Here is a 26678-nt window from a genome sequence, read left to right on the forward strand (position 1 = left end):
CCAATTCGGCTCGAGGCCACGGTTCACTCTCGACAAATCGCCCGGCTCTTGTCAATTTTCCCGGACGACAACGGGCGCGATATCGACAGATTGTCGAGAATTTGTGGCAAGTATCCCGCACCGATTCTCGCTTCGACAAAGGATTCCAACATGACTGCCCCCGACGAACGGCTGACGGCGCTCGAGATCAGGGCGGCGGAGCAGGAAAAGACTATCGAGGAACTGTCCGGCCAGATCGCGGAACAGTGGAAGGTGATCGACCGGCTGCAACGCAAGCTTGATGCGCTGACCGACCGCTTCCTGGTACTGGAGGAACAGACGTCCCCCGGCCACGAAGCGACCAAACCGCCGCACTGGTGACACGCCGTGCGAGCTTAAGCCGGCGCGGCTAATATTGATCTGATTGTCTGGGAGCTTTTGGCGCTGAGGCGCCGGGAGTTTTCGACGGGCTCCATCCGGAGCCCCGCAGGGAGGCCACGCATTCGCGCGGCCTCCCGCAAAAGGGGGTTAGTTCTGCGTTATCGTCCGCAAGCGTAGCAGCCCGCAGCTGCGTTGACATGTGCTTGGGAAAGTAGGGCGGCCTGCTTTTCCAAGGTCCTGTTGGTGGCCTGCTCCACGAGATATCGAACCTCGTCGGCACGGACACCATCGCGCGCCATGACCTTCAGAATGATCGGATCACTCAGGAGATCCTCGAGCGTCGCTTCGTTCCAATCCGCCATATCTGCCTCCTGTCGTTTCAGGCACGACGAAGATAGGTATGAAGCATGACAGGGCAATGGCACTGCCGTGACAAGGGAGCGAAAAAATCGGCGTTCACGGCCAGTTGATCTGCCGTCGAAATGCCACCCCGAACCGCCTCGAAAACGTGGGTTTCGAAGCGAGGCTCACCCGCCTCGCGACTAAAATATGTTTTTAATCCGGGCGTTTAAAGACCACCTCGCGGCGAGAAATAAGGCCGCGCGGTCTTAGCTCCTGAGATCGGCGAGATAGGAATTTGCGGCTGCCGATTCGGCGTAATCGCCGGTGTCGATTTTTGCGATCAACAATTTGTCGCCGGCCGCTCCGGCCTCTGCGATCAGCGATCCGTCGGGGGCAGCGATGACCGAGAGCCCCGCATAGGAGAACAGGGCATCGGCGCCGCAATGGTTCACATAGGCGACGAAGACCTGGTTCTCGAAGGCGCGGACCGGGATCATCTTGCGGGCGATGAGCTCGTCATGGTCGCTCTTCGGCAGCGCCGTCGGCACGGCGATCACTTCAGCGCCCGCCTGCGCGAGGCGGCGGACGTTTTCGGGGAACTCCACATCATAGCAGATCAGCAGGCCCACCGTGGTGCCACGGTGGTTGATGACCTGCGCCTTGGGGCTTTCTGGCACGAACAGGCCGCGCTCATAGGGACCATAGAGATGCGACTTGCGGTAGACCGTGCGCGCGCCGAGCCCGTCGACATAGAGCGCGCTGTTGTAGATCGCCTCGCCATGGCGCTCGGCAAAGCCGGCGACGATGCCAATACCGGTCTCGTCCGAAATCGCGGCCAGCCGGTCGGCCTGCTCGCCGTCCGCCGGTTCGGCCAGCTTGCGGATCGCCTCACCGGCGCCATAGCCGGTCAGCGCCAGTTCCGGCGTGATCAGCAGCGTTGCGCCGGCTGCGGCCGCTTCCAGCGCGGCCTGCCTGATCGTTGCGAGATTGGCCGCCACATCGCCGGCGACCGACTGCATCTGGAGTGCTGCGAGCTTCATCACCTGACCTCCGAACCCATGGCGCCGAGCAGTTTTCTGATATCGCCGAACTTCGCGATCAGCCCGAAGACCAGACCCGCCACCGCCACGAAGAACACCGACACCGCCGCCATGGTCGGCGTGTAGCCGTAGCGCAGGGCGTTGAAGATCTTGATCGGCAAGGTCTCCATGGTGAAGCCGATGGTCATGTAGGCGATGATGTACTCATTCAGCGACAGCACGAAAGCGAACGCATAGCCCGACACCAGATAGGGCAGGATCAGCGGCAGCACCACGGTTCGCGCCACCGTGCGGTCGTCGGCACCCATGGTGGACGCCGCCTCGACCAGCGAGTTGTCGATCGAGGCAAAGCCCAGCGAGAGCGTCACCAGCGGCAGGGTGACGAAGAAGATCGCGTGGCTGATCGCCGCCGTCCAGGGCGCTCCGTAGAAACCGGTGGTGGCCCAGAAGGTCAGGAAGCCGAGCGCGGTGATGACCGGCGGCAGGATGAAGGGCGCCACGCCAAGCAGCTGGAAGATGCGCGCCCATGGCGCCTTGCGCCGCCACAGGAACCAGGACAGCGGCAGCGCCACGGAAACCGCGATCGCCGCCGACGACAATGCCAGCAGCAGGGAGGCGATCAACGCGCTGCGCCATTCGGGGTCGGTGAAGATCTGCGAATACCAGGCCAGCGAAAAGCCCTTCGGCGGGAAGGTCAGGTCCTGCTTCTGGTTGACCGAGACGCCGAGCACGACGACCAGGGGTGCTGCGACGAAGATCGCCACGACCGAGAAATAGAGCCTGCGAAGCCAGTTCTGCATCATGCCGCATTCTCCTTCCGGCCGGCGAGCAGGGTTAGCCCCACCAGCGCCAGCGAGATCAGCACCAAAAACACCGCCATCGCCGCGGCGAAGGGCATGTTGGACTGGTAGATCGCCTGGTCGGTAATCAGCACCGAAAGCGTCCAGTGCTGCGGCCGGCCGAGGATCTGCGGCAACAGGTAGGAGCCGAGCGCGAAGACGAAGACCATGATCAGCGTTGCAACCAGCGTGTTGCGCAGCGCCGGCGTCACCACGTTGAAGAAGGCGCGCACCGGCGAAGCGCCCAGCGTGCGGGCGGCCTCGAGCAGCGTCGGGTCAAGCCGTACCAGGGCGGGATAGAGCACCAGGATCGTATAGGGCAGCGCCTGATAGACCATGCCCGTCAGCACCGCGCCGAAGCCCGGCAGCAGCGCCTGCGGCTCCGACATCAGGCCGATGGCGACCAGAAGGTTGGTGATGCCTGCGGTGCGCGAAAACAGCGTCGACCAGCTGAAGCCGATGATGACTTCCGATAGCGACAGCACCGAGAGCAGGCAGACCAGCCACATCGTCTGCACTTTGCGCGAGCACTTGGTGAGCAGGTAGGTGAATGGGAAGGCGATCGCGACGCAGCAGATGGCGACGAGCACGGCCAGCATCAGCGAGAAGCCGAGCACCGAGCCGAAGAATGTCGACAGGAAGCGCGCGTAATTGTCGAAGACAAAATCGGTCTTGTAGAAGCCGGCCGGATCGCGCTTGAAGAAGCTCACCGCGATCATGGTGGAAAACGGCACCACGAAGAATATGACCAGCATCACCGCCGGGTAGAGCAGCGGCCCGTAGTCGGCCAGGGATCTGGGCGCTTCGTGTCTCATTTTTCGAGCACCACGCAGCTTTCGGCCGGCAGGACGACGCCGACCGGCGAGCCGGCCACCACATTCGGCCGCTCGCGCGGCGTGGCGACCGCAACGATGGTCTTGCCGCCGGCTTCGACGAAGGTTTCGATGGTGCCGCCGAGATCGCGCACGAAGGTGACCGTGCCGGAGATCGCCCCATTGCCGGGTGCGGTCAGCCGTACGTCTTCGGGACGGACGGAAATCTGGGCCTTCTTCACACCTGACGAGAGGGCAAGGTCCGGAATGGCCGTACCGAGCACCACCGCACGGCCAGCGCCATCGGCCTCAACGGGCAACAGATTGGTCATGCCGATGAAGTCGGCCACGAAGGCGTCGGCCGGCTTGCGGTAGATTTCCACCGGCGCGGCGGCCTGCCGGATGCGGCCTTCGCCCATGACCACAACGAGGTCGGCCATGGTCATGGCTTCGCGCTGGTCGTGGGTGACGACGATGGTGGTGATGCCGAGCTTCTGCTGTAGCTGGCGCAGCTCGACCTGCATGGCCTCGCGCAGCTTGGCATCCAGCGCCGAAAGCGGCTCGTCGAGCAGGAACAGGCGCGGCGAAAGCGCCAGCGCCCGGGCAATGGCCACGCGCTGGCGCTGGCCGCCGGACAGTTGCGACACCGCGCGGTTGGCAAAACCTTGCAGATGAATGAGCTTCAGCAGTTCATCGACGCGCCTGGCCTGCTCGTCCTTGGAACGGCCGCGGATACGCAGCGGATAGGCGATGTTCTCGCCCACCGACAGATGCGGGAACAGCGCCAGCGACTGGAACACCATGCCGAGATTGCGCTTGTGGGTCGGCACCTTGGTGATGTCGTCGTCATCGATGGCGATCGAGCCGCTGCTCGGCTCCTCAAGGCCGGCGATCATGCGCAGCAGCGTGGTCTTGCCACAGCCAGACGGGCCCAGCAGGCACACGAAATTGCCATGCGGCACGTTGAGCGCAACGCGGTCCACGGCTTTGAAATCGCCGAACTGCTTGGTGACGTCATTCAATGACAGGCCGGACATGTGTCTCCCACTTCTGTTTCGGCTTGCTATACGCCTGCCGCCACTTTTCCACGCCCGGCAGGGATAGAAAAGTCATTCTCGGCGAACAGGGTTCGAAAGCTTGGGGCCAATTCTGCGGCGCCGGCTGAGCGGCTTATCGACGAGGCTCAGAGCCTCGGGCAGATTTTCCAGCCGTTTCTTTGAGGCTGGCCGCGATTTGGCGGGTGTAAGGCCCTCCCCCGCCAGGCGAGGAAGGGCCAGGATGAAATGCTGTAAGTCGACTATCAGCCGACGATCAGCTCGGTCCACTTCTCATTGAGCCAATCGGACTTGGTCGTATAGAGGTCGTAGCGCGGGATGATCGGCTCGATATCCGACGACACGGCCGCGAACTCTTCCGGCTTCAGATCCAGCACGTCCTTCTTCAGCGTCGGCGCGGTGCCGACCTTGCGCGACATAAGGCCCTGGATCGAAGGCTGGCTCATATAGTCGATGAAGACATGGGCCTCTTCAGCCTTCTTGGAAGCGCGCGAGATGACCCAGTTGCCCGAGTCCTGAATGCCGCCTTCCTTCGGGAAGGTCGAGCGCACGGGCTGGCCGTCGGCAGCGGCAAGGCCGGTGACGTCGTGGTAGTACTGGCCCATCGGGATTTCGCCCGACTTCAGCGCCTGCTCGAACTGCGCCTCGTCGCGATACCACAGGCGAACGTTCGGCTTGACCTCGGCGAGCTTGGCGAACGCCTTGAGCAAGCCTTCCTCGGTGTCGAGCGCGTTGGTGCCGCCCATGAAGGTCTTGGCCGTCACTTCCAGCAGGAAGGAGTTGGATACCAGCGCCAGAAGGCCGAGCTTGTCCTTGTTTGCCGGATCCCACAGCGCCTCCCAGGAGGTCGGAGCCTCCTTGAAGACATTGGTGTTGGTGACCAGCGTGATGAACCAGGCCACAGCACCAATGCCGGCGATGCGGCCGTCCGGGTACTTGTTGACGAAGCGGTCGAGCAGGTCGCCACCGTGCTTGATCTTGGAGATGTCGATCGGCGTCCACAGCTCGGTCGCCTGGCCCTTGAGGGTGGCAACCTGCGACATCATCGAAACGTCGGCCGGAGCCTGGCCGGCCCTTGCGGCCTGCTCGAGCTGCACCAGCCACGCCTCGCCCGTCGGCTCGGCGATGGACTCGACGGCAATGCCGGTGGACTTGGTGAATTCGGGGAAGATGTGGTTGTCGAATGACTTCTTGAAATAGCCGCCATAGACGCCGACCTTCAGCGACTTCTCCTGCGCGCGCAGGACGGCAGGCATGGCAAGCAGGCCGGCGGTGGCAACGCCCGCCTTGAGCATGGTGCGACGGCTGATGCCGCCCTTCAGAAATTCGCTCATCTCGTTCTCCTCTTTCTCGCCGGTTTCGCCGGCATGTTCATTTTGGCTTATTTATGTCCTGTTCCGGCGGCTTGCGCCACACCGGACGCCTTGCCCCGACGCAATCGGGACAAGGCTTGAAGCCTCAGCGCTTCACCGCCGGGCTGAACACCATCAGGCTCAGGATCTCGAACAGCATCTGCGCGCCGGCATGGGCCGTGTTGGTGGTGCCGTCATACTGCGGCGCCACCTCGACCACGTCGCCGCCGACGAAGTTGAGGCCCTTGAGGCCGCGCAGCAGTTCCAGCGCCTCACGCGTGGTGAAGCCGCCGACTTCCGGCGTGCCGGTGCCGGGCGCGAAGGCCGGGTCGATGCTGTCGATGTCGAAGGACAGATAGGTCGGGCCGTCGCCTACGATCTGCCGTGCCTTCTCGATGATCGCCGGCATGCCCATGGCAGACATTTCCTCGGCGTGGATGACGGTCATGCCGGATTCGTAGGAGAACTCCCACAGATATTCGGACGAGCCGCGAATGCCGATCTGGATCGTGCGGGACGGGTCGAGCACGCCGTCCAGCACGGCGTTGCGCATCGGGCCGCCATGGTGGAACTTGGTCTGGTCGAACAGGCCGCCGGTGTCGCAATGGGCGTCGATGTGGATCAGGCCGACCGGGCGGTCCTTGCCGATCGCCTTGAGGATCGGGTGGGTGATCGAGTGATCGCCGCCGACCGACAACGGAATGACGCCGGCGCCGACAATCTTGGCGATCGTGGCCTCGATGTCTTCATGGCTCTGCTCAAGCCGGTAGCGGCTGGCGAAAGGCACGTCGCCGACATCGGCCACGCGCAGGTCGAAGGTGGGCGCGCAATCCAGGACGTGATTGTAGGGTCCGATGCGCTCGATGGAGCGCAGGGCGCGCGGGCCGAAGCGCGAGCCCGGACGGTTGGTGACGCCGAGGTCCATCGGCATGCCGATCAGCGCGACCTGCAGGTCCTCGAAATCCGGATTGGCGAAATCGACCGGCAGATGCGGCGCGCTCAAAAGCGTCGGCATGCCGGCATAGGGCGCGCGGCGCGTGCCGCCCTTGGTAAAGATCTTGTCGGCTACTTTCCGGAAGCGCGGATCGAAGATGTCGCCGCCATGGCCCTCGCCATATTTGCTGCGCAGCGCATCGAGCTTGCTACGGTCAAAACCCATACTGAAACCTCCTTTTGCGTCCTGGCCGAAATGGACAAAGGAAGATCTCGCAGGTCCAAAACCCTGTTCTTCCTCCCCGAAAGCCGCAGGACGCGTCTTCTCGCTCCGCTCGGATTGTTGCGGTGGCCGCGTTGAAAAATCAATTGATATTGTTACAGGTTCATCTGTTAGAATTTCTCACAGGTTTATACCAGAAGCCGTACCCGAATGAGCAAGCGATTGCCACCCCTGAACCCGCTGCGCGCCTTCGAGGCGGCGGCCCGGCTCGGCTCGCTCAGCAAGGCCGCAAGCGAGCTCAACGTCACCCATGGCGCCATCAGCCACCAGCTGCGGGCGCTGGAGGAGTCGCTGAAGGTCAGGTTGTTCGAGCGCAGCGGCCGGCGGCTGAAGCTGACCCCGCAGGGCGCCGAGCTGCTGCCGGCGGTTTCGAGCGCCTTTGACGGCATTGCGGCGGCCACCGCGCGCATGACGCGGCCGACCAGCTCCGGCCGGCTCTCGGTCAGTTGCGTGCCAGCACTTCTGTCGCTCTGGCTGATCCCGCGCCTGTCGAGCTTCACGGCGCGCTTTCCCGACATCAGCCTGCGGCTCACCGCCTCGAACGACCCGCAGGACATCCGCTCTCCGGACATCGACATCTGCATCCTTTATGGGACAGGCGGCTGGACCGACTGCTGGCTGCGCAAATGGTCCGACCTCGAGCTGTTCCCGGTCGTCAGCCCGACCTTGATCAACAACCGGCCGATCCGCGCCATCCGCGACCTTGCCGACCACGTCATGCTGCATGGTGACGACGGTCGCGAGTGGAACACCTGGCTGGCGGCCGCCGACGCGCTGGACCTCACGCGCGGGCAGCAGCACCGGTTCAGCGACGCGCGGCTTTCGACTGAGGCAGCGCTGCACGGCCATGGCGTTGCGCTGGGCGATTCCGTCACCGCCAGCGGCCTGCTGGCCAAGGGTCAGCTGGTCACCCCGTTCAACCTGTCGGTACCGGCAACCGACGCCTTCTACGTCGCCTGTCGCACCGAAGTGCGCTCGGCGCCGGTGGCGCAGGTGTTCATCGACTGGCTCTATGCGGAACGCGACGAGGCGGACGCGCGCGCCGAAACCGCCGTGGCCGGCCAGATCAGCATCCGCAAACGCCGCACCCAAAAGGCGCCGACGGGATAGCGGCGAGCCGCTAGAGATCCTTCGCCATCAGGACGGACGGCTCGTCGCCGTCGCCAATGCGTTCAACCACCTGCCACCCGAGCGAGGCGTAAAGCCCCTCCGCACTCGAAGTGTAAAGATGCAGTCGTTCGCAACCGACTGTGCGGGCATGGGCCTCGACCGCCTGAACCAGCGACCTGCCGATCCCCTGCCCGCGAAACTCGGGCGCGACCACGAGCCCGGCAAGCCAGGGCGAAACATCGTGCAGCGGGTCGATCTCCTCGCGCACGAACAGGCAGGTGCCGGCCAGCCGACCACCATCCTCCGCAACGAGCGCGATTTCATAGCCCTGGTTGCGGACGAAGCTTTCAAGCTCGCTGCGATCCTGCTCCAGCGAGCGATCACTGCCGACGAAAAAGGCGTCGTGGCGGAGCTTGGCCAGCGCGGCGATTTCCGCCGCGGACGGCTCAGCCGGCCGTATCCTGACCGGCATAGGCCGTCTCCGCTTCTTGCAGGCGCGTGCGCGCCAGCGGCAGCAGGCAGAGCCCGCCGACTGCGGCGATGATCGCCAGGAAGGTGCCATAGCCCGACCAGCCATAGGCCTCGATGACATAGCCTGCCAGCGGCGGGCCGATGACGGCGCCGATGCCACCTGCCTGGCAGACGAGGCCAATGGCGATGGAGGCCGATTTTCCCGGCGGCACGATTGCGGGAATGGCGGCAAACAGCGCCGAGGCGACGAAGCCGCCGGCAATCGCGATGGCCACCGCCGCAAAGGTCGCCAGAGCCGGGACTGAGCCGGCAAAGGTCGGCACCGCCGCAGCAACGCTGGCGGCAAAACCTATCCCGGCCAGCATGAGCACGAAGCGACCGTCGCGGCCCTTCACGAGCACGCCGGTCAGCACATTGCCGATCGGCACGATCAGCGCGATCAGGCCGGCAGACAGCGCAATGTTCGCTTCCGGCAGCGCCACGAAGGCGGGCATGAAGGCAAAGAAACTGACCGACAGGACGACGTAGAAGCCAAACGACAGCGCCACGAGCACGACCGGAAAGCTGATCTGCCCCGCCAAACCGCCTTCCAGCTGCTCGGCCTTGGGCGCGCTCGCATCCGCATCGCCGACCATACCGAGCAGGATTGCTGCCAGCAGCCCGAAAAACGCAAAGGCGAGCACTGCAGCCAGCAAGAAGTACTTCGGCTCGGCGACGGGCAGCATGCCGCGCGCCAGAAAATCGGCAATCGCAAACCCCACCGGGACAAAACCGCCCCAGATTGCCAGCGCCGGCGCCCGCCAGGCCGGCAGGGCGATGGAATTGAGCAGCGCCGGAATGACGATGACGAGCACCAGATAGCCGACGCCTTCCACCAGGCGCGCGGCGAGGATGGCCCACGGGTCATGCAGGAAGGCGAGCGCGAGGCCGCCGGCCGCCAGCACCGCTGCCGAGGCGACGAAGGAACGGCGCATGCCGGCGCGCTCGATGGCCCAGCCGGTCGGCAGCGCGACCAGCGCCACGAAGAGGTTGATCATGGAGGTGAGCCAGCCGATCAGCACCAGCGAAAAGCCGGCTTCGCTTCTGTACCAGTCGACGAGCGGCGCAATCTTGCCCAGCTGCGTGCCTGCAAACACGCCTGCCAGCAACAGCATGGCAATAGCGGCCAGACGTGTCCTACTGTCGTTCATGCGCCCTCCCCTCGCGGCGAAACCGAACCAGCTTTTTCATGTGGCGGCGATAGGCCACGCACAAAGAAAAACCGCCGGCGTTGGGCCGGCGGTTCTTTCCCGATTGCCTACCGATCAGTAGGGGCAGGCGTTGTCCGACATGTAGTCGTGGACTTCGATCTTGCCGGCGGCGATGTCGGCCTTGGCCTTTTCGACGGCCGCCTTCATCTCTTCGGTCACGAGGTCCTTGTTGTTCTCGTCCATGGCGTAGTCGACGCCGCCTTCCTTGAGGCCGAGATTGTTGAAGCCAGGCGTGAACTTGTCGTCCTTGGTGTCCATGAAGGCGTTGTAGACGGCAACGTCCACGCGCTTCATCATCGAGGTCAGGATCTTGCCCGGCTGCAGGCCGTTCTGGTTGGAGTCGACGCCGATGCCGAGCTTGCCCGCGTCAGCGGCTGCCTGCAGCACGCCTACGCCGGTGCCGCCGGCCGCGGCATAGACCACGTCCGCGCCCTGCGAGATCTGCGACTTGGCAATTTCGCCGCCCTTCGTCGGGTCGTTCCAGGCTGCCGGGGTGTCGCCGGTCATGTTGTAGAACACTTCGGTCGCGCCGGCTGCCTTGGCGCCGCCGACATAGCCGCAGCCGAACTTGCGGATCAGCGGGATGTCCATGCCGCCGATGAAGCCGACCTTCTTGGACTTGGAGGCCATGGCCGCCAGCATGCCGACGATGTAGGAGCCTTCATTGTCCTTGAAGACCACCGAACGGACGTTCGGCTTGTCGACCACCATGTCGATGATGGTGAACTTGGTATCCGGGAAATCCGGCGCAACCTTCTCGAGCGTCGCGGCCCAGGAGAAGCCGGCCATCACGATCGGGTTGTTGCCGTCCTCGGCGAATTTGCGCAGCGCCTGCTCACGCTGGGCGTCGTTCTGGATTTCGAAATCACGATAAGCAATGCCGGTCTCGGACTTGAACTTCTCGGCGCCGTGGAAGGCAGCCTCGTTGAAGGATTTGTCGAACTTGCCGCCGAGATCATAGATGATAGCCGGCTTGACATCCGCGGCGAGTGCCGGGAAGGCCAGTGCGGTGGCGGCCAGGAGGCCAAGAACAATGCGCTTCATTTGATCCACACCCTGTGAGGTTTATCCTTTACGCGCCTGACTGCCGTGCTCAGCCGACGACGCTTGGCAGGAGAGGACCTCCCGCTTGCGCGCCACTGTTGCACGGCAAAAAACAAAATTCACGCGGAATCTTGACCAATTGGAAAACGCTTGCAGCGATTCCCCCAGCCAATGCGCCGGGAGACCCCGGCGCGGCGTTTTCACATGGTCGTCAGTGCTGCGGAGCGATCAGCTTTGCGCCGAAATCGCCTGCGGAATTGGGCAGCTCACGCCCGTGCCCTTCAGCCCGCAATAGCCGTCGGGATTCTTAGCCAGATATTGCTGGTGGTCTTCCTCGGCGAAGTAGAATTCGGGCGTAGGCAGGATCTCGGTGGTGATCTTGTCGCGGCCGGCGCCGCGCAGCGACTTTTCATAGGCTTCGCGAGAGGCGACGGCCTCCTGGTACTGCTGGTCGCCAAAAGTGTAGATCGCCGAGCGATAGGTGGTGCCGACGTCATTGCCCTGGCGCATGCCCTGGGTAGGGTCGTGGCTCTCCCAGAACGTCTTCAAGAGTTCGCCATAGGAAACGATTTTGGGATCGAACACCACCAGCACGACTTCGGCGTGGCCGGTCAGTCCCGTGCAGGTTTCCTGATAGGTTGGGTTGGGAGTGATGCCGCCAGCATAGCCCACCGCCGTCACCCACACGCCCTTCATCTGCCAGAACAGGCGCTCGGCACCCCAGAAGCAGCCCAAGCCGAACATGGCCATCTCCAGCCCTTCCGGATAAGGCCCCTTCAGCGGACGGTTCGACACATAATGCTTGGTCGCCGTCGGGATGGGCTTGTTTCGGCCGGGCAGCGCCTCGGCTTCCGTCGGCAGCTTCAGCTTCTTGTTCAGGATATCGCTCAGGAAAAACATGGTTTTCTTCCTTTCTCGGCGTGCCAGTCGTCACGCCCGGTTCGTCATTGCGCTAGCGCCAGGGCAACCCGTCATTGCCCGGCTATCGCCCGCCGGCTGCGCGAGCGCGGCTTGTGGCCGATCGCGTAAAGCAGGAAGGCCAGCACGGCAAAGACCGCAAAGCCCGGCTGATTGAGGATGGTGACCACCACCGGGTCCCACACCATGGGGCTGGCCTTGGTCTGGATGAACTGTTCGAAGCGTTCCAGCGTGTGGGGCGACACCGAGGCCCAGCTGGTGGAGAACGGGGTCATGACCAGATGCGAGGCTGCGACCGTGCGCGTGGCATCCACCACCGCCATGATGACGGCGACGGCCAGCGCGACCGTTGCGGCAAGCCTGAACAGGAAGCGCAAATTCAAATCCTCTGGGCTCAGGTTCGCCCAAAGAGATATGGCGCGTTGCGACCGAGCGCAATCGCCCTATATAATTTTCCGCCGATCTGCCCCCAATGAGCAGGCTTGAGCGCGCATTTATTGCGCCAGCCAAAAACATGTGCCCGGAAGGCTTGGCATTCGTCGCAGGATCGACTAGATGAGCGCCGGCGGTGCTTCGTTACACGACGCATCGCCTGCGGAGAGGTGGCCGAGTGGTTGAAGGCGCACGCCTGGAAAGTGTGTATACGGGGAACCGTATCGGGGGTTCGAATCCCCCTCTCTCCGCCAGAAATCTGATGCTTGATTTCATTGCGTAATTGAATGGCTTTCAAGGGCGCTACCCCCAACAGCGCACCCAAGGCAGAATGTATGTCACGCGCCGTAAAAGTCCTCATGGTGCTGGGGCACGGCAGTTGCGGTGCGGTCAAGGCAACCATCGAAGGCAAGGCCGTGCCTGGCCAAATCAGTGCCCTTTACGCGCCCTTCCAGCCGGCCGTCGACGCCGCCGGTCCCGACCGCTAGTTGGTGACTAAGAATTTGGTCAGTCCTGGTCGACATCAGTGCTTTCCTCTCGCGTGATGGCCATTGTGACCTCAATCAGAGCCATCTCAAGCAGGTAGGCCAGCATTTCTGTCCCTGGCCGAATTTTGATGTCCCTTAACTCTCTCAGCTTTTGTTCCGTGTATCTAAGTGTGTCAGGCTCCACAAAACGCTGCCCCATCCATGCCCCCTCTCGAGACGATTTGATCTATACTTTACTTTCATATGCAAACATTTCCCATTTCACTTCTCGACAAATTGAGTATGAATACAAAAATCGATCTTCGAAATGAGAATTTCTTGGTCAATCTTGGTCGCGGTAAAATTTTCTGGCGCTATCTTGCGGGGTTCAATGGTGCTTCAAGGCTTCTGCAATGTCGAACGATGAAAAACATGATAACTGCACGATGGATAAAACCTTGAAACGAATACTTACCGATAAGGACTTCAAATACACCAATCTTGCGCCAAATTCTACGAACATAGATGCACTAAAGCAGCGTGCAGATGAACTGGCCGACACGATCATCGAGTTGTATGGCGAACAGGCTCTAGAATTGGCGCACATTTACGAGAGCGACCTGGACAACGATTTTGCTAAGCTTGTGACGAAAAGCGCGGCTGCAAAACTCCGGGGCGAGTAGTCACTCCCGCACCTAAGCCCGAGCCGAACTTTTGCTATCATGCCGGATGGGTGCCCCCCCCTTGTGCGGATTCGGTCAATAGCAGGTAGGGGCCATGGTGAATTGGGATCGATTTGTCCAATTGCCCTCTCGCCAGCGCTGGCCGGCGTTGGCCCGCAACCGACCCAGGGTGGGGTCGCGCTGCGCCCATTAGTTGTCACACGATCGTGTCGAAGAACCGCGTGATCCACCAAAACTGATAGAGCAGCTTGCCGCCAACGAAACTGACGTGGAAGCGGCGATTGTTGACGAACATCGCCACGATGCACAGCAAGATGATGAGCGGGGTGCGAATAAGATATTCTATGCCGAAGCTGGCCAGGTGAGCATCGCCTTTGAGAAGCGTGTCACCAATATCAATCACATAAATTGCTGCCAAAACGCCGAAGAACCAGGCGCGCCGCTCATAGAAATATTGCTCGTAGCTGCGATAATCGAGCAGGCTTTCCGGAAACAGCAGCGCGCATAACAGGAACAAGGCGACCGCATAGCCAATCAGGAACAGATACTTACCGAAGGTCCATTGGTCGACGCGGAAAAGGCCGAATTCCCACCACCAGAAATGCGCAAGCATCAGAAGCACCGATGCGGCCCAGGCCAGGTGGACCGGATAGAGCGGATATTGCTTCGGATGCTGGATGATGCGCGCTATGCCTGACAGGAGGCGCGCAACGCCAAGACCTATGACCATGCCTAGAACAATGCGGATATGGGGGAATAAATCGTGCGCCGTGACGATCTGTTGTTCCAATTAATCCCTCCCCAATTGCCGTCACGTCGCCACGCTCAAGACGGTCGGCATCGATCGACTCAAAGGAGCATCGACACAACGCGCGGAAACTGGATGAATACAGTCTTGGCCTGCGTTCCCCCGCGACCAATTCTAGCAGCAGCCGGTTAATTTCGGCTTAGTCCTTGGCCGTGGAGGCCAATCGCAACATGCGAGAAGGGTTTTCCGGTCGCCTCGACGGGATCGCTCGTCGGCTCGACGGATCAATATCCAACAGGATGAATGGTTGCTGCGCCCCCGGAGCAAGGCTTCTGCGGCTTGCCCTTACAGCGGGCCTTGATTGCGCCGCACGATCTTGAGCACCAGGAAAGCCAAGCCTGCAACGATGATGGCGGTTCCAATGATAATGGTGCCAGCTGATCCGTATCGGTAGCCGGAAGCCAGTATGAGGAAGCCGACAATGATCGCGACCAGCCCGGCGAGCTTGTTGATCAATGGGTGGAATTGCTCTGTGTGTACAGCCATGGCAGACCTCCAGGTCGACGCAGCAACTTGGGCCGATTGGCGGTAACGCCGCTGCCGATGGTCGAGTTCCGCCAGACGCCAGCCGGTTCGGGACATAGGGTGGGGTGGCCAAAAACCAAGCGGTAACTGACCTCTTCGGTCGAACCCTGATGCAACGCCTGGTTCCGGGAATGGAACTTTTTTGTTCGCCATGCGTTCCCGTCACGAGTCCGCTTGAGGGTCTTCTGACAGGCCCATGCAGGCCTTGAGCCGCGCGGACAAAATCCTTGGAGAAGACAATGAGACCCTATCTCTCAACACTCGTATATTCGGGGTTGCTGAGCATTGGAGCGCTCGCCGGTGCGTCCGCTTTTGCCGGGGGCATCTCCAGTTCCCTCCCCGACAATGCTCCGGCGGTTGGCTCGACCGACGCTGCCAAAACGCTACCGGCAAAACCCCTGGCAGACGGCCAGATCTGGAACCATTCCTGCATCGCGGAAGCTTGCCAAGGCAAGTTTGAGCCGGCCGTCCTTGTGCTCAAGCCCTCGGACAGCGCGACCAGCGGCCTGCAATTCGTCCGCGGCGGCGGAGGCTTCCATGGCTTTGGCGGCGGCTTCCACGGCTTCGGCGGCGGCGGATTCCACGGCTTCGGTGGTGGATTCCACGGCTTCGGCGGCGGATTTCACGGATTTGGCGGTGGGTTCCCCGGCTTCCATGGCTTCGGTGGCTTCCGCGGCTTTGGCGGCTTCCCTGGCATGGGTGGCTTCCGCGGCTTCCACGGCTTTGGCGGTGGGTTCCATGGCTTCCATCGTGGCTTCTATGGCATGCGTGGCTTCCGTGGCTTCCATGGCATGGCCGGCTTTCACGGATTCCGTGGCATGCGTGGCTTCCATGGCTTCCATACCGTCCACTTCCATCATCGCCACTTCTTCTTCAATAATGGCTTCAATAATGGCGACGGCTGGAACGACTGGGGCTGGTATGGCCTAGGCCTGCCGTGGTGGTACCTGTACTGTGATCCCTACTATGGCGGCTACTACGGCAATTGCTACGACTAAAGCGCCGGTCGGCAGCGCATGATTATGGCGCCGCCCTGCGCGGCGTCATGCTTGATTGTTTTGGCAAACCGTTCGCTCATTGAAGCCGGCTAAGGCGCGCGTCTTCCGGTCAGGCGCTACTTCCGGTCACTCGGTTGGCGAGCAGATCTCAAGCGGCGGCAATGTCGGCTGCGGGCTTCTGCGACCGCGCAACGATAACGATGCCGACAAGGGACACGACCAAGCCGCATGCCATCGCCCATGACAGCGGCTCGCCGAACATCAACCAGGCCCAGATCATCACGACCGGCGGGCTGAGATAGAGCACCGCCGTGACGCGCGCCGGCGACGACTTGCGCAGCGCCAGGTAATAGAGGCTCCATGCGCCGAGCGTGGCGACGAAGACGAGCCACAGGATGCCGCCGACGAAACCCGGCTCAATGATCGGCAGCACGCCGCCTTCATGCCAGGCGAACACCGAGAAGATCGCGGCAGCCGACAGGCACTGGATGCACAGGCTTTGATGCACGGGCATGAAATTCGTCGGGCTGCGCTTCTGCAACAGGGTTGCCATGGCAAGCGACAGCGTTCCAAGAGCCGGCAAACCATACGCCCAAAGCGGCACATCGCCGATGTTGAGCGACCAGCCGGACGCAATCAAAACACCAGCCAAGCCTATGAACGAACCAAGCCACTGGCGTCCGGTGAGCGCATGGCCGAGAACCGGCCAGGACAGCACTGCGACCATCAGGGGCAGCATGTCGGTAATGAGGGCGACAAGGCCCGTCGGCACGCCATAGGAGATCGCAAGCGCGAATGCGCCCAGATAGGCGGACATTGCCAGGGCGCCGAACAAGACCTGCGGGACAACGTCCCTCCGCCGCAGCCTGGGGCCTACGGTCAGGGCAAAGGGCAGCAGCACGAGCCCGGAAACCAGGCTGCGCCAGAGGAGGATCAGGAAGATCGGCGCGTGATCGCTGGCAAAACGTATGCCGATGAAGCCGGCGCTCCAGCAGGCCACGAGGGCCGCTTCCAGCAGGACGAGGACGGCAAGCCCGGCAACACCGCTTTTTGGGCGGTAAGACGCAGCTACGGCTTCGGTCATCTGGGCTGGCTTTCGAGGTCGTCCAGCATCAAAACCGCGATTCTGCGCGCGGTTTTCAGCCGCCCGTCGTGCCCGTCGAGACCAGCGCGAGACATGGCGCCTTCAAGAACAAACGAGAGATGCTCGGCGATGTCATCTGTCGCGGCATCGGCAGGCCGCATGTCCCGGAGGTGCTCCTTGAACAGTTCCTCCACCTCGTCCTTTTGCGCCGCGACGGATGCACGACCGGGGTCGCCTTTCGGAAGCTCGGCCGCCGCATTGAGCAGTCCGCAGCCGCGAAACCCCCACTCATAGGCACATGCCGCATGGTCGACGTAGGAATCGAACACGGCCAGGACGCGCTCTTTCGGCGTTGCCGCCGTTTTTAGGCGCTCCTCGAGAAGCTCGTGCCACTCCGTATGCCGGCCTTCGATATAGGCATGCACCAGATCGGCCTTGGATGCGAAATTGTTGTAAAGGCTCATCTTCGCGACGCCCGCATGGGCGGTGATCGCATCGATCCCGGTCGCCCCCACGCCTTCGCGATAGAACAGCTCGGCTGCGGCATCGAGCAGTCGCTGCTTAACGGGGATTTTGTCGGTCAAGATCGGCCTCCAGGAATATGTAGACCGATCTACCTATTATTGACGCCCGATGCTGAATGCCGTGCGACAGCTTCTGCCGCAATTACGGCATCGGCAGGCAAGAGCATGCGAAGGCCATCCTTCCTCAAAAGCCGTTTGAGCTTCCGCAAAAGAAAAAACCCGGCGGTTGCCCGCCGGGTTTCTCAAATCGACTGGTTAGCCGATTAGAACGAACGCTGGAAGCGAAGGATACCAGCCCACTGGTTTTCGATCTTGACCTTCGTGATGTCGTCGTGGGCCGAGAGATAGTTGACTTCCGGCGTGATGACGAAGCCCGGAACCAGCTCGTAGGCGACGTTGGCAGCCACCGCGACGTCCTTGTTCTGCGACCAGGAGACCTGCAGGTTGGCAGAGGCCTTGGGGTTGAACTTGTAGGTGCCGCCGCCCCAGACGGCCCACTTGCCGCCCCACGGCTTGACCCAGTTGCGGGTCACAGGCGTGTTGGTGCTCGGATCAAAGCCGAACTTGTTCCGATCGCGCAGCGAACCACCACCGACCATCGCCCAGAGCGACAGTGCGTCGGTGGCGTTCCAGTCGACGCGAACCTTGCCGCCCCACTCCTGGTAGACCGCGTCGTAACCGACAACACCCGAAATGCCACCCCAACCCTGGGTCCAGGCAGCACCGGCGATCACGTGCGGGGCATAGGAGTCGAGCGTCTCGTTGATAGACCCACCGTCAAAGCCGTAGGCGCCGTCGTTGCCCTCTTCGAGAGAGACCGCAGCCGAGAAGCCATTGGCACCGGTGTAGGTGTAGGCAACCTGGTGCGTGTCGAAGTTGCCGTAGGGGATCAGGTCGTCGGCGATGACGCCGCCGGCATAGCCGGTCATCGTCGAGAACAGCGAGTCGGTCTTACCGACGCGGAAGCCACCCAGTTCGATGAAGGCGTGGTTGATGCCGAGATCGGCGGTCGAAGCCAGCGCGCCGCCGATGTTCTGCGCCAGGAATCGCGGATTATCCAGGCTTTCCGGGAGCGTATCGTCGAAGTCCTCGTTCTTGACCTGGCGGAACAGATCATGCCGCGGGTTGTTCCAGTCGAAGTTGATGTGCATGTAGCCGCGCAGGGTGCCGAGTTCGGTCTCGGTGCGGGCGTCCATCTGCAGGGCAGCGCGGGCGCGCAGGCGGTAGCTGTCGCGGGTCCGGAAGTCGACTACCTTGTCTTTGTCGTTGTCGCCTTCGTGGTTCTTGATGAAGTCTTCACGATCGAGCAGGTCGAGACGGCCGCCATAGGGGCCCTTGCCGACGCCCATTTCGAAGCGGATGTAACCGCCGACCTTCAGGCAGGTCTCGGTGCCGGGGATGTAGTAGAAACCAGCGCCGTAGACGTCGCAGATGCGGACGTATTCGACCGGCTCGGGCTCGGCGACGACGACAGCGTCGGCCGCACGGGCACCGGAAACTGCGACCAGTGCCGCAGCGGAGCCGAGAAGCAGGCTCTTGATGTTCATTTTCTGACCTCCAGTCAAAAGTTAAATAAAGGGTCTGGGTATATTTGCTGAAGGACAGCTGTTTCCCTGCCCCATCCCCAATTTCGAAAAAGACACGATCGCTCGCCCCTTCCTCGACAGTGACATTACTCAGGGCGCGGCGGCATTCAATCGAGATCGAACGCCGGCTAGGCTCCATGGTACGCTAAACCAGACTGCTGTGGCGGAAATGCCACGATTTGGCATGCCACGGAAACAAGTCATTAACTTTTGAAGTCAAAAGCGCGGCGTTGCTCACTCTCTCAAGGCAGCGAATCGATATTCGCGGAATACCAAAAGGCGAAGCTGCAACCGAGGCAGTAGATACCCGAGTCTATCAAGGCAGTTGATGGTACTTCCGCCACTCAATGCATTGCCGCCCCCCGCGATGATCAACCAGCATTACCGGGCGAAGTATCTTGTGAACCCGCGGCAGTAGGCTGGCCGACCCTTCATCGGGCGTCGACGCGAAGCCGAAAGCGGCACGGCACCTCGCAGACTTACTTCCTCGCCTTAAGTACAAAGTGGTCAACGATGCTAAGGAGCCGGCCGGGGGGCTGCCTTCCGGCTCCTGGAGCTAGGTCGAAGTGATACTCGCGCTGCCACAAATGGTGACGGCCGCGCCGCCCATGCCGCCGCGTTCGAGCCTTGCCTATTCGAAGGCAGAGACTACCGAGGCGGGTCTTCTCCCTGGCCTTCAGGGAACTCTCCCACGTCTTCGACGACGATCTCCTCGCCCAACAGGACGTTGCGAAGGCTATGGACGACGTCGTCCACGTGCTGCTGCAGCGAAAAGCCTTCTTCGCGCGGCAGCGTGATTGCGAGGCGCATGAACACCTTGTACCCCATTGTGCCCTCCAAAATGCACAACGACACACCCCCGCAATGGATAGAAGTATTGGCTCGTTTCGACCGGCAGGCAAGGTCTATGTGCGTGTCGCATCGCCATCAGCGCCATCGCCTGCCTGACACAGCTGCATAAGTCGCAAGAGGCTCTTCATCGTGGTTTGCCGCAAGCGCACCACTTCGACCGGATTGTCGAACTCGGAAAGGCGCGACAGCGCGTAGTAGTCCAGCACGAATGTCTCGACCACCAGCCGCAAAAACTCCGTCTGGATCGCATCGCGGATCGCTTCGTCGACCAGCTGCCGGGCTCTGATCCGCGCATCATGAGTGGGGCGCGGGACGTCAGAAATCAGCAACTCCAATTCCGTGAATGCGCTCATGACGGCACACCTGGACGTACCAAGATTGGTCGAAGCTCATGTTTCGAAAGATTTGAGCAATCAGCGCTTGCGAATTTCGCTTACATTGAGTGGGGCCCGATTGTTCTTTGGGGGTGACAGATCAACCGGGCCCCTGACTTGAGATTTCTCCCAAGCCACCAGGAACACAGTGCACCCAAAAGTTGCATCACGGCCTTTCCAGACCGGATTTTAGGCAGCATTAACAAGCTCCTAAAACCGCAGCCAAAATGGTCTGCATTGCCGCGAGGGCCCTGATTCAGGGGCGCAGCGGGCATTTCCCGCGCCATTCATTGCCGGTGCGAACGGCAGATCGAATAACCCTGAGTTGAAGTCAACGACATAAGAACAGCCGTCCTGTATCGCCAAGCACTATCCTTTTTGCGCCGGGCCGGCGTCGCTTTCCCAATCACGCGCGAGCCGCTTCTGTGATGTGATCGCGCTTGTTCAGGGTGCCGCTCTTTAGAGCGGAGAATTGGGAAGCCGGTGAGAAACCGGCGCTGCCCCCGCAACGGTGGTGGAGCAAAGTCACGGCGAAAAGCCACTGGGCAAGATTGCCCGGGAAGGCGTCCGTGACGGCCCGGCAGGGCCGGCTCCAGAGCCCGGAAACCAGCCTTGGACGATTGCGAACCGACTGATCGCGGTGGGCGATCAAGAGGCTGAGCGTTCAGGGCAAAGGTTGCCCGCTCGCAATCCTCCATCCCCACCAGTTCGGTCCTTGTGCGAGGCGAGGACGACCATGGAAATCGGCGTTCACCCCATTCCGACGGAAAGGGGAAAGTCATGATCGCCGACGGTCATCAGCCTTGCAGGGAATCCAGCCGCCCGATCGACCCCGAAACGATCGCCGCCGTCTCGCCACTGCCACCGCCGGAAGAAATATTCGTCGACTGGCTCATGTCGGTGCCGGCGGGCGCCGATCTTGAGGCCGCCGCCCGCAAGCAGATGGCACTGATCGACAGGCGCACGCCGCTGCATCCGGCGGCGCAATGCCTGCGCGCGCTGCTGGCCACCATGGCCGGTGCGACCGAGCCTCGGCCCCTTCCCCGGTTTTGAGGCGCGCGCGATGGCAGCGACGATCTCAACACCTCATTTGCCGGCGCGCCTTGCGTCGCTTCATCCATCTCGACGGCCATCAACGCCGTCGAGCCCACTTCCAAATCGCTGCAACCCTGAGCCAGACAGGATACCGTCATGGGCATAAATCCCATCCAGCACCTTTCCCACAACGACCCGATCGACGCGCTCGTGGCGGCCCACCGCCCCGGCCATGGCCTTGCGCGGGCTTTCTACAGCGACCCGGCCATCTTCGAGCGCGACATGGAGCGCGTTTTCCATCGCCACTGGCACTGCCTGGCGCATGAAAGCGTGATCCCCAATCCGGGCGACTTCGAGCTCTTCAAGATCGGGAACGAGGCGATCATCCTGTCGCGCGGCGCGGACGGCACCATCCATGCCATGCTCAATGTCTGCCGCCATCGCGGCGCCGAGGTCTGCACCAAGCCCAAAGGCAATGCAAAATTCTTCGTCTGCCCCTATCACGCCTGGACCTATTCCAATGACGGCAGCTTGCGCGCCGCGCGGCTGATGCCGAAGGACTTTGACCGCTCGGCGCATGGGCTGAAGAAGATCCATGTGCGCGTCGCCTCGGGGCTGGTCTTCATCTCATTCGCCGAAAAGCCGCTCGACTTCGATCCGATCGAGCAAGCGCTGCGCGCCAGCTGCGGCCAGTATGGCTGGGGCGAGGCCAAGGTCGCGCATCGCGAGACCTATGCCATCGACTCCAACTGGAAGCTCGCGGTCGAGAACTATGTCGAGTGTTACCATTGCGGCCCGGCGCATCCGGAATATTCGCAGACGCACGCGCTGGAACAGCCGCTGGAGATGATCGAGAAGCTGAACGCGGCGATGGAAGCCCGCACCTGCGCGCTGGGCGTCGAGGTCGTCAGCGGCAACCATTGGCAGAATTCGGCCGGCGGCCAGGAAGCGATCCACACCTTCCGCTACGCCCTCTATGACGGCGTCTCGACCGGAAGCCAGGACGGTTCGCCGGTGGCCCCGCTGATGGGCCGCTTCACCGCCTATGACGGCGGCGTCACCTCCATCCATCTCGGCGGCACGACGTTCCTGGTCTGCTATGCCGACCATGGCATGATCTACCGCTTCATCCCCAAGACGGTCGACAGCTGCGAGATGGAGCTGATCTGGCTGGTGCGCGGTGACGCAGAAGAAGGCCGCGACTACGACTTCGACAAGCTGACCTGGCTGTGGAAGGTGACCACGGAAGAGGACAAGAAGATCATCGAGCACACCGCTCGCGGTGTCGCCTCGCGCTTCTTCGAGCCCGGCCCGATCGCGCCGATGGAGCACAACGAGCTGCGCTACATCAACTGGTATCTCGACGAGATCAGCCGCCCCTGATCCCGGGCGAGCAAGTTATTGGCGGCCGGCGCGTTCGAAAAGAGGCGCTGGCCGCTTTCGTATGATTGGGACTCTCAATGGCGGCAGCTGACTGACACTTTCTCAGCCGGCAAATAGTCGATCCGAACCGCAACAAACGCCAAACGCTTGACGTTCGCAGCAAACGTTAACCACCCCGGGCACCATCAGAAGTTTTATTGCCTACAACCTCTGGACCTCTTCGGACATCGTCCTACTTCAAAGGGCGTTTCTAGTGTCATCTCTTGGCAGAACCCCAAATGGAGAGGCTATCATGACGTTCAAGTTGCTTTCGATCGCTTCAGTTGCCTTCGGTCTTGCGGTGGGGGCCGCATATGCTCAGACATCGAACGAAGCCGACCAGACCGCCACGAGCGGCCGGGATATCCAGAATTCCGAGGTCGTGGGTCCGATGTTTGCGGACAGGGAAATGACGAAGATGCGCTCGAAGGAAGAAATGAAGGCCGCGTGGGACATGCTCCCCGAGGAACGGCACACCAAGATCAAGGGCGAATGCGCCGACCCGCAGAACGATCACGAAAGGGACTTCTGCGACACGATCGGCGGCTTCTGACGCCCGGAGGCTGGCGGGCGGCGGTTGGGCTCCGCCTGCCGGCTTTTTGCCCCCCTATCGCCCGTGGGGCCGGGCGTTCACCCAGACACTCACGGCACAGCCGGTCCGAGGCCGTCGCATCACGCCTTGTCCGAGCGATCAACGCAGACACGTGTCATTGCAGGAATTTCGTTACCGCATCGATCGTGGCCGCCGGATTTTCCTCCATCAGCCAGTGCCCCGAATTCGGGATGACCGCTTCCTGCACATTGCTTGCCGCAGAGCGCATGACGACGGCCATCGTCGAGCCGAATGACTTTTCGCCGCCGATCGCCAGAACCGGCATCTGCAGCGGCCCCTTGGCGAGGAACGCCTTGTTGTCGATCGCGTCCTGGTCAAAAGCCTTGAACTGTTCGAAACCGGAATGCATGGCGCCCGGCAAGGCGTAAAGCTTGGCATAGTGCTCGCGCGAGGCTTCGTCGAAGTTCTTGGGGTCGGCCGAGAAATCGTTCCAGAAGCGATCCAGATAGATGCGCTCGCGGCCGGCAACCAGCCGCTCCATATCCGGACCGCCGAAACGGAAATGCCACAGAAGCGGGTTCTTCAGGACTTCCTCCCAGGGCCCGACGCCCGGCAGCGGCGCATCCATCAGCACAAATTCGGTCACACGATCGGGGTGTTCCGCGGCGAAGGCGTAGCCGACCATGTTGCCGATGTCGTGCGTGACCAGATCGACCTTGCCGACCTTCAACGCATCAAGCACACCGGCAACATCGCCACCCTGCGTTTTCTTGTCATAGCCACCCGCCGGATGGGACGACAGACCCATGCCGCGCAGGTCCGGAACGATGACGGTATGGTTTTCGGCCAATTTGGCAGCCAGCGGCGCCCACATGTCGCCGGTCTCGCCGTAACCGTGCAACAGCACCACCGCCGGGCCGGAACCACCGACGCGGACGAAGATTTCCGCCCCGTTGGTCTGAATCTTTTCGGTTTTGAAACTGGGCGGGAACGGTTGAACCTCGGCCCGGGCCGGGATGGCTGCGAGCAAGGCACCCAACGCGAGCAAGCCGAAGATGCGCATGGCTGACCTCCTGTTGTGGCGAGATCCCGCAAAATCTCTGACAAAATCTTTGAAGAACTAGTCCCCCTAACCCCGTCGGGTTCAAAATGTTCCAGAACCTCAGATGCCATGACACAATCACCGGACGAGACCGGCGACAGTTGCACGATTGCGCTTGTTGGGAGGCGTCCCTGTCAGGCGTGAAGTGCTGCCACCAGCGCCCAAAGGGCCATGAAGATCAGGATCAGCGAGCCCACGGTCCAGAGCGTGGCGCGCATGTCATGGGTTTGCGCGGTGAGATAGGCCGCGAAATGCAGCAGGCGCGAGACCACATAGCCATAGAGCAGCCACTGCGCGAGCCACAGCGGCGGGTCGGTCAGGACGAACAGCAGGCCCGCGACCAGAAAGAACGGCAGGTTCTCCAGATCGTTGAGCTGGATGCGGCGGATGCGCTCGACCCGTTCGTTGGGTTCGAGCTGTTGCGGGTCCGGGTTGGGATTGAGCGCAGTCTTCCGCAGATCTTTCCGGCGAGCGGTAGCCACCCTTCTCCTGCGTCATGCGCACGACGGTGAGCCAGGACATGCTGACGGCCTTAAGGATCATCAGCGCGGCGGCAATGACATAGGTCGCAAACAGCGGGTTTTGCAGGCTTACCTTGTCCATGGATCATCCCCCACGATCCGGAACGGGAAAACCGGCAGGACTAGCGCCGCTGCCGGTTTCCAAACCATACACGAATTGCCATCGTCGAGCGACGGCTTTCGCCGACGTGACGCCCCCTCAGGCGCGGCGGTGGGCAGCGGCAAATTCCGCAAAGCCGCGGATGAATTCCTGCAATTGCTGGGCCACCTTCTCGTCGGTGAGATTGCCGTTTTCATCGAACACGGTGGCAGCGCGGGCAACGAGCAAGCGTCCGCCGAACCAGGGCTCGGTGCCCAGGGTGCGCAGCACCGAAAGCCAGGCATTCTGGCTCAGAACGGTGCCAAAACCGCCGGGCGAAGCGCCCAGGACCGCGAAGGGACGGCCGCCGAATACGCGCTTGATGTCGCTCGACGGACGGCTCAGCCAGTCGATTGCGTTCTTGAAAACGCCGGGCAGCGAATTGTTGTATTCGGGCGTGAAGAGGATCACGCCGTCAGCCGTCGCAACCAGTTCCTTGAGCTGGACAACCGCCGGAGGGATGCCTTCGCTTGCCTCGACATCGGCGTCAAAAAGCGGAATGCCATGGATCGTCGCGGCAACGAATTCGACGCCCGACGGCGCCATGGGCACGGCCGCGCGCAAAAGCGCCGTGTTGTAAGAGCCGCGGCGCAGGCTTCCGGATATGCCAACCAGTTTCGTCATTTAAATACTCCATGCGAATGGCGGCGCGAGGCGGATCAGCGCCCCGCGCCAAGGTCTTCAGGCAAGCGGCTTCAAACGGGCTTCGATCGAGCTGCGCTTGGGCTCGAGGAAGGGCGGCAGCGACAGCCTTTCACCGAGCTTATCCAGCGGCTCGTCGGCCGTGAAGCCGGGTCCGTCCGTCGCGATCTCGAACAGGATGCCGTTGGGCTCGCGGAAATAGAGCGAGCGGAAATAGTAGCGCTCCACCTCGCCGCTGGACGGCAAGCGGAAGCTCTCCAGCCTCTCCGTCCATTCGTGCATATGCTCGATGTCCGGAGTGCGGAAGGCGACGTGATGCACCGCGCCCGCGCCTTGCATGGCAATCGGAAGCCCCGGCTGCACGGCAACGTGCAGTTCGGCCGCCGGCCCGCCCTCGCCCATTGCGAAGACATGGACATGGCCGTTGCCGTCGGGCGAAGCATGATCGCGCACCTGGCGCATGTTCATCACCTTGGTCAGCACGAGTTCGGTCGGCCTGAGGTCCGGAACGCTGAGTGTGATCGGCCCAAGGCCGCGGACCTGGTGCTCGGCCGGAATGGTGCTGCCGGCCCAGGGATGCACCTCGCCCCTGCCGCCATCATCGACGAGCCGCAGCCGCTGGCCTTCGAAATCCTCGAAGTCGAGCGAACGGTAGCCGCCGATCTCGGCGATCTCGCCGGCCGCAACGCCTTCGGCCTTGAGATGCTCGCGCCACCAGGCAAGGCTGCCCTCGCCCGAAACACGCAGCCCGGTGCGAGCAATGCTGTGGGTGCCGCGCCGCTCCTGGCCAACCGGCCAGTCGAAGAAGGTGATGTCGGTTCCGGGCGTTGCCTGCCCGTCGGCATAGAAGAGGTGGTAGGCGCTGGTGTCGTCCTGGTTCACGGTCTTCTTCACCAGGCGAAGGCCGAGCGTCTTGGTGTAGAATTTCAGGTTCTGTGCGGCATTGGCGGTGATCGCCGTCAAATGGTGGATGCCGGTCAGTTCAAGTGTCATGTGCGTCTCCTGCCCGTTTTTTGCGGGGTGTTGGGCACAAGATGGCGCTTATCGCCCTGGCCGGCCAGATGGACGGCGAGAGACAGTCCGTGCTCGAAGTGTGGACACGCAAAGGTCGATTGTCCACCA

At 62.0% G+C, this 26678-nt stretch carries 32 protein-coding genes, 1 tRNA gene and 1 riboswitch; of the genes, 9 read left to right on the forward strand and 24 right to left on the reverse strand.

Annotation, left to right across the window (positions count from 1 at the left end; translation table 11 throughout):
- Nucleotides 1–150: 150 nt before the first annotated feature.
- The gene (locus M2281_RS06180) at nt 151–360 is read left to right on the forward strand and encodes a SlyX family protein (protein WP_280820200.1); all 210 of its coding nucleotides are present in this window, start codon (nt 151–153) and stop codon (nt 358–360) included.
- Nucleotides 361–518: 158 nt separating this feature from the next.
- Here the strand turns inward: M2281_RS06180 and M2281_RS06185 are convergent, their stop codons facing one another.
- The 7 genes from M2281_RS06185 to speB all read right to left on the reverse strand — a co-directional run bounded on the left by M2281_RS06185 (nt 519) and on the right by speB (nt 6959).
- Nucleotides 519–722, reverse strand: coding sequence for a hypothetical protein (locus tag M2281_RS06185; protein ID WP_280820201.1), 204 nt, complete (start codon nt 720–722; stop codon nt 519–521).
- A gap of 246 nt (nt 723–968) precedes the next feature.
- Complete coding sequence (locus M2281_RS06190) at nt 969–1745, reverse strand: carbon-nitrogen hydrolase family protein (RefSeq protein WP_280820202.1); 777 nt, start codon at nt 1743–1745, stop codon at nt 969–971.
- Complete coding sequence (locus M2281_RS06195; RefSeq protein ID WP_425537676.1) at nt 1742–2545, reverse strand: ABC transporter permease; 804 nt, start codon at nt 2543–2545, stop codon at nt 1742–1744. The genes M2281_RS06190 and M2281_RS06195 overlap by 4 nt, the downstream gene beginning before the upstream one ends.
- Nucleotides 2542–3396, reverse strand: a complete 855-nt coding sequence (locus M2281_RS06200; RefSeq protein WP_280820203.1) for an ABC transporter permease — start codon at nt 3394–3396, stop codon at nt 2542–2544. Before M2281_RS06200 ends, M2281_RS06195 begins: the two co-directional genes overlap by 4 nt.
- Nucleotides 3393–4430 carry an ABC transporter ATP-binding protein gene (locus tag M2281_RS06205; RefSeq protein ID WP_280820204.1) on the reverse strand — a complete coding sequence of 346 codons (1038 nt, stop codon included), beginning with the start codon at nt 4428–4430 and terminating at the stop codon, nt 3393–3395. Before M2281_RS06205 ends, M2281_RS06200 begins: the two co-directional genes overlap by 4 nt.
- 263 nt (nt 4431–4693) lie before the next feature.
- A complete protein-coding gene (locus M2281_RS06210; RefSeq protein ID WP_280820205.1) occupies nt 4694–5782 on the reverse strand; it encodes an ABC transporter substrate-binding protein in 1089 nt (362 codons plus the stop codon).
- Between the two features lie 124 nt (nt 5783–5906).
- Nucleotides 5907–6959, reverse strand: a complete 1053-nt coding sequence (gene speB, locus M2281_RS06215) for an agmatinase (protein WP_280820206.1) — start codon at nt 6957–6959, stop codon at nt 5907–5909.
- A gap of 207 nt (nt 6960–7166) precedes the next feature.
- Here speB and gcvA point away from each other — a divergent pair, with 207 nt between their 5' ends.
- Nucleotides 7167–8126: a transcriptional regulator GcvA gene (gcvA, locus tag M2281_RS06220; protein WP_280820207.1), complete on the forward strand. Its 960-nt coding sequence runs from the start codon at nt 7167–7169 to the stop codon at nt 8124–8126.
- A 10-nt stretch (nt 8127–8136) separates the two neighbouring features.
- Here gcvA and M2281_RS06225 read toward each other — a convergent pair whose 3' ends face one another.
- The 5 genes from M2281_RS06225 to M2281_RS06245 all read right to left on the reverse strand — a co-directional run bounded on the left by M2281_RS06225 (nt 8137) and on the right by M2281_RS06245 (nt 12132).
- On the reverse strand, nt 8137–8598 hold the full coding sequence (locus tag M2281_RS06225; RefSeq protein WP_280820208.1) for a GNAT family N-acetyltransferase: 462 nt from the start codon (nt 8596–8598) through the stop codon (nt 8137–8139).
- Entirely contained in the window at nt 8573–9787 is a 1215-nt protein-coding gene (locus M2281_RS06230) for an MFS transporter (RefSeq protein ID WP_280820209.1), read from the reverse strand. The genes M2281_RS06225 and M2281_RS06230 overlap by 26 nt, the downstream gene beginning before the upstream one ends.
- Nucleotides 9788–9901: 114 nt before the next feature.
- Nucleotides 9902–10891, reverse strand: coding sequence for a BMP family lipoprotein (locus M2281_RS06235; protein ID WP_280820210.1), 990 nt, complete (start codon nt 10889–10891; stop codon nt 9902–9904).
- Between the two features lie 228 nt (nt 10892–11119).
- Nucleotides 11120–11791: a peptide-methionine (S)-S-oxide reductase MsrA gene (gene msrA / locus M2281_RS06240; protein WP_280820211.1), complete on the reverse strand. Its 672-nt coding sequence runs from the start codon at nt 11789–11791 to the stop codon at nt 11120–11122.
- A 71-nt stretch (nt 11792–11862) separates the two neighbouring features.
- Nucleotides 11863–12132, reverse strand: coding sequence for a hypothetical protein (locus M2281_RS06245; protein WP_280821137.1), 270 nt, complete (start codon nt 12130–12132; stop codon nt 11863–11865).
- A gap of 273 nt (nt 12133–12405) precedes the next feature.
- Between M2281_RS06245 and M2281_RS06250 the strand changes: the two genes are divergently transcribed.
- The 3 genes from M2281_RS06250 to M2281_RS06260 all read left to right on the forward strand — a co-directional run bounded on the left by M2281_RS06250 (nt 12406) and on the right by M2281_RS06260 (nt 13391).
- A tRNA-Ser gene (locus M2281_RS06250) sits at nt 12406–12495 on the forward strand.
- An 81-nt stretch (nt 12496–12576) separates the two neighbouring features.
- Nucleotides 12577–12729 (forward strand): carbonic anhydrase, encoded by a 153-nt coding sequence (locus tag M2281_RS06255; RefSeq protein WP_280820212.1) that lies wholly within the window; start codon nt 12577–12579, stop codon nt 12727–12729.
- A gap of 392 nt (nt 12730–13121) precedes the next feature.
- On the forward strand, nt 13122–13391 hold the full coding sequence (locus M2281_RS06260) for a hypothetical protein (protein ID WP_280820213.1): 270 nt from the start codon (nt 13122–13124) through the stop codon (nt 13389–13391).
- Between the two features lie 196 nt (nt 13392–13587).
- Here the strand turns inward: M2281_RS06260 and M2281_RS06265 are convergent, their stop codons facing one another.
- The 3 genes from M2281_RS06265 to M2281_RS06275 all read right to left on the reverse strand — a co-directional run bounded on the left by M2281_RS06265 (nt 13588) and on the right by M2281_RS06275 (nt 15557).
- On the reverse strand, nt 13588–14121 hold the full coding sequence (locus M2281_RS06265) for a hypothetical protein (protein ID WP_425537707.1): 534 nt from the start codon (nt 14119–14121) through the stop codon (nt 13588–13590).
- 363 nt (nt 14122–14484) lie between these two features.
- Nucleotides 14485–14685: a hypothetical protein gene (locus M2281_RS06270; protein WP_280820215.1), complete on the reverse strand. Its 201-nt coding sequence runs from the start codon at nt 14683–14685 to the stop codon at nt 14485–14487.
- 422 nt (nt 14686–15107) lie between these two features.
- The gene (locus M2281_RS06275) at nt 15108–15557 is read right to left on the reverse strand and encodes a hypothetical protein (RefSeq protein WP_280820216.1); all 450 of its coding nucleotides are present in this window, start codon (nt 15555–15557) and stop codon (nt 15108–15110) included.
- Here M2281_RS06275 and M2281_RS06280 point away from each other — a divergent pair.
- Nucleotides 15543–15722 carry a hypothetical protein gene (locus M2281_RS06280; protein WP_280820217.1) on the forward strand — a complete coding sequence of 60 codons (180 nt, stop codon included), beginning with the start codon at nt 15543–15545 and terminating at the stop codon, nt 15720–15722. The genes M2281_RS06275 and M2281_RS06280 overlap by 15 nt on opposite strands.
- Before the next feature lie 148 nt (nt 15723–15870).
- Here M2281_RS06280 and M2281_RS06285 read toward each other — a convergent pair whose 3' ends face one another.
- The 5 genes from M2281_RS06285 to M2281_RS06305 form a co-directional block, all read right to left on the reverse strand.
- The gene (locus M2281_RS06285) at nt 15871–16806 is read right to left on the reverse strand and encodes a DMT family transporter (RefSeq protein WP_280820218.1); all 936 of its coding nucleotides are present in this window, start codon (nt 16804–16806) and stop codon (nt 15871–15873) included.
- Entirely contained in the window at nt 16803–17390 is a 588-nt protein-coding gene (locus M2281_RS06290; protein ID WP_280820219.1) for a TetR/AcrR family transcriptional regulator, read from the reverse strand. The genes M2281_RS06285 and M2281_RS06290 overlap by 4 nt, the downstream gene beginning before the upstream one ends.
- Nucleotides 17391–17593: 203 nt before the next feature.
- Nucleotides 17594–18877, reverse strand: a complete 1284-nt coding sequence (locus tag M2281_RS06295; RefSeq protein WP_280820220.1) for a porin — start codon at nt 18875–18877, stop codon at nt 17594–17596.
- 687 nt (nt 18878–19564) lie between these two features.
- Complete coding sequence (locus M2281_RS06300) at nt 19565–19744, reverse strand: hypothetical protein (RefSeq protein WP_280820221.1); 180 nt, start codon at nt 19742–19744, stop codon at nt 19565–19567.
- Between the two features lie 77 nt (nt 19745–19821).
- Entirely contained in the window at nt 19822–20121 is a 300-nt protein-coding gene (locus M2281_RS06305; protein ID WP_280820222.1) for a hypothetical protein, read from the reverse strand.
- Between the two features lie 451 nt (nt 20122–20572).
- Nucleotides 20573–20771: riboswitch (cobalamin riboswitch) on the forward strand.
- Nucleotides 20772–20922: 151 nt separating this feature from the next.
- On the opposite strand from M2281_RS06305, the gene M2281_RS06310 reads away from it, so the two are divergent.
- From M2281_RS06310 to M2281_RS06320, 3 genes are all read left to right on the forward strand, one after another.
- Nucleotides 20923–21195: a hypothetical protein gene (locus M2281_RS06310; protein ID WP_280820223.1), complete on the forward strand. Its 273-nt coding sequence runs from the start codon at nt 20923–20925 to the stop codon at nt 21193–21195.
- 138 nt (nt 21196–21333) lie between these two features.
- Nucleotides 21334–22560 (forward strand): aromatic ring-hydroxylating oxygenase subunit alpha, encoded by a 1227-nt coding sequence (locus M2281_RS06315; RefSeq protein WP_280820224.1) that lies wholly within the window; start codon nt 21334–21336, stop codon nt 22558–22560.
- A gap of 292 nt (nt 22561–22852) precedes the next feature.
- Nucleotides 22853–23152, forward strand: a complete 300-nt coding sequence (locus M2281_RS06320) for a hypothetical protein (RefSeq protein WP_280820225.1) — start codon at nt 22853–22855, stop codon at nt 23150–23152.
- Nucleotides 23153–23306: 154 nt separating this feature from the next.
- Here M2281_RS06320 and M2281_RS06325 read toward each other — a convergent pair whose 3' ends face one another.
- The 4 genes from M2281_RS06325 to M2281_RS06340 form a co-directional block, all read right to left on the reverse strand.
- Nucleotides 23307–24215 carry an alpha/beta fold hydrolase gene (locus M2281_RS06325; RefSeq protein WP_280820226.1) on the reverse strand — a complete coding sequence of 303 codons (909 nt, stop codon included), beginning with the start codon at nt 24213–24215 and terminating at the stop codon, nt 23307–23309.
- 173 nt (nt 24216–24388) lie between these two features.
- Nucleotides 24389–24736 carry an MAPEG family protein gene (locus tag M2281_RS06330; RefSeq protein WP_280820227.1) on the reverse strand — a complete coding sequence of 116 codons (348 nt, stop codon included), beginning with the start codon at nt 24734–24736 and terminating at the stop codon, nt 24389–24391.
- Nucleotides 24737–24974: 238 nt separating this feature from the next.
- Nucleotides 24975–25538, reverse strand: coding sequence for an NADPH-dependent FMN reductase (locus M2281_RS06335; RefSeq protein ID WP_280820228.1), 564 nt, complete (start codon nt 25536–25538; stop codon nt 24975–24977).
- Nucleotides 25539–25595: 57 nt separating this feature from the next.
- A complete protein-coding gene (locus M2281_RS06340) occupies nt 25596–26549 on the reverse strand; it encodes a ring-cleaving dioxygenase (protein WP_280820229.1) in 954 nt (317 codons plus the stop codon).
- Between the last annotated feature and the right edge of the window lie 129 nt (nt 26550–26678).

Origin of the sequence: Pseudaminobacter soli (ex Li et al. 2025) (assembly GCF_029892515.1) — a bacterium.
Classification (GTDB): domain Bacteria; phylum Pseudomonadota; class Alphaproteobacteria; order Rhizobiales; family Rhizobiaceae; genus Pseudaminobacter; species Pseudaminobacter soli_A.

Coding starts and splice junctions, on each gene's coding strand:
- M2281_RS06180 (WP_280820200.1), top strand. CDS start 151: ATGACTGCCCCCGACGAACGGCTGACGGCGCTCGAGATCAGGGCGGCG.
- M2281_RS06185 (WP_280820201.1), bottom strand. CDS start 722: ATGGCGGATTGGAACGAAGCGACGCTCGAGGATCTCCTGAGTGATCCG.
- M2281_RS06195 (WP_425537676.1), bottom strand. CDS start 2,545: ATGATGCAGAACTGGCTTCGCAGGCTCTATTTCTCGGTCGTGGCGATC.
- M2281_RS06200 (WP_280820203.1), bottom strand. CDS start 3,396: ATGAGACACGAAGCGCCCAGATCCCTGGCCGACTACGGGCCGCTGCTC.
- M2281_RS06205 (WP_280820204.1), bottom strand. CDS start 4,430: ATGTCCGGCCTGTCATTGAATGACGTCACCAAGCAGTTCGGCGATTTC.
- M2281_RS06210 (WP_280820205.1), bottom strand. CDS start 5,782: ATGAGCGAATTTCTGAAGGGCGGCATCAGCCGTCGCACCATGCTCAAG.
- speB (WP_280820206.1), bottom strand. CDS start 6,959: ATGGGTTTTGACCGTAGCAAGCTCGATGCGCTGCGCAGCAAATATGGC.
- gcvA (WP_280820207.1), top strand. CDS start 7,167: ATGAGCAAGCGATTGCCACCCCTGAACCCGCTGCGCGCCTTCGAGGCG.
- M2281_RS06225 (WP_280820208.1), bottom strand. CDS start 8,598: ATGCCGGTCAGGATACGGCCGGCTGAGCCGTCCGCGGCGGAAATCGCC.
- M2281_RS06230 (WP_280820209.1), bottom strand. CDS start 9,787: ATGAACGACAGTAGGACACGTCTGGCCGCTATTGCCATGCTGTTGCTG.
- M2281_RS06235 (WP_280820210.1), bottom strand. CDS start 10,891: ATGAAGCGCATTGTTCTTGGCCTCCTGGCCGCCACCGCACTGGCCTTC.
- msrA (WP_280820211.1), bottom strand. CDS start 11,791: ATGTTTTTCCTGAGCGATATCCTGAACAAGAAGCTGAAGCTGCCGACG.
- M2281_RS06245 (WP_280821137.1), bottom strand. CDS start 12,132: ATGGCGGTGGTGGATGCCACGCGCACGGTCGCAGCCTCGCATCTGGTC.
- M2281_RS06255 (WP_280820212.1), top strand. CDS start 12,577: ATGTCACGCGCCGTAAAAGTCCTCATGGTGCTGGGGCACGGCAGTTGC.
- M2281_RS06260 (WP_280820213.1), top strand. CDS start 13,122: ATGTCGAACGATGAAAAACATGATAACTGCACGATGGATAAAACCTTG.
- M2281_RS06265 (WP_425537707.1), bottom strand. CDS start 14,121: ATGGTCATAGGTCTTGGCGTTGCGCGCCTCCTGTCAGGCATAGCGCGC.
- M2281_RS06270 (WP_280820215.1), bottom strand. CDS start 14,685: ATGGCTGTACACACAGAGCAATTCCACCCATTGATCAACAAGCTCGCC.
- M2281_RS06280 (WP_280820217.1), top strand. CDS start 15,543: ATGCGTGGCTTCCATGGCTTCCATACCGTCCACTTCCATCATCGCCAC.
- M2281_RS06275 (WP_280820216.1), bottom strand. CDS start 15,557: ATGGAAGCCACGCATGCCACGGAATCCGTGAAAGCCGGCCATGCCATG.
- M2281_RS06285 (WP_280820218.1), bottom strand. CDS start 16,806: ATGACCGAAGCCGTAGCTGCGTCTTACCGCCCAAAAAGCGGTGTTGCC.
- M2281_RS06295 (WP_280820220.1), bottom strand. CDS start 18,877: ATGAACATCAAGAGCCTGCTTCTCGGCTCCGCTGCGGCACTGGTCGCA.
- M2281_RS06300 (WP_280820221.1), bottom strand. CDS start 19,744: ATGGGGTACAAGGTGTTCATGCGCCTCGCAATCACGCTGCCGCGCGAA.
- M2281_RS06305 (WP_280820222.1), bottom strand. CDS start 20,121: ATGAGCGCATTCACGGAATTGGAGTTGCTGATTTCTGACGTCCCGCGC.
- M2281_RS06310 (WP_280820223.1), top strand. CDS start 20,923: ATGATCGCCGACGGTCATCAGCCTTGCAGGGAATCCAGCCGCCCGATC.
- M2281_RS06315 (WP_280820224.1), top strand. CDS start 21,334: ATGGGCATAAATCCCATCCAGCACCTTTCCCACAACGACCCGATCGAC.
- M2281_RS06320 (WP_280820225.1), top strand. CDS start 22,853: ATGACGTTCAAGTTGCTTTCGATCGCTTCAGTTGCCTTCGGTCTTGCG.
- M2281_RS06325 (WP_280820226.1), bottom strand. CDS start 24,215: ATGCGCATCTTCGGCTTGCTCGCGTTGGGTGCCTTGCTCGCAGCCATC.
- M2281_RS06335 (WP_280820228.1), bottom strand. CDS start 25,538: ATGACGAAACTGGTTGGCATATCCGGAAGCCTGCGCCGCGGCTCTTAC.
- M2281_RS06340 (WP_280820229.1), bottom strand. CDS start 26,549: ATGACACTTGAACTGACCGGCATCCACCATTTGACGGCGATCACCGCC.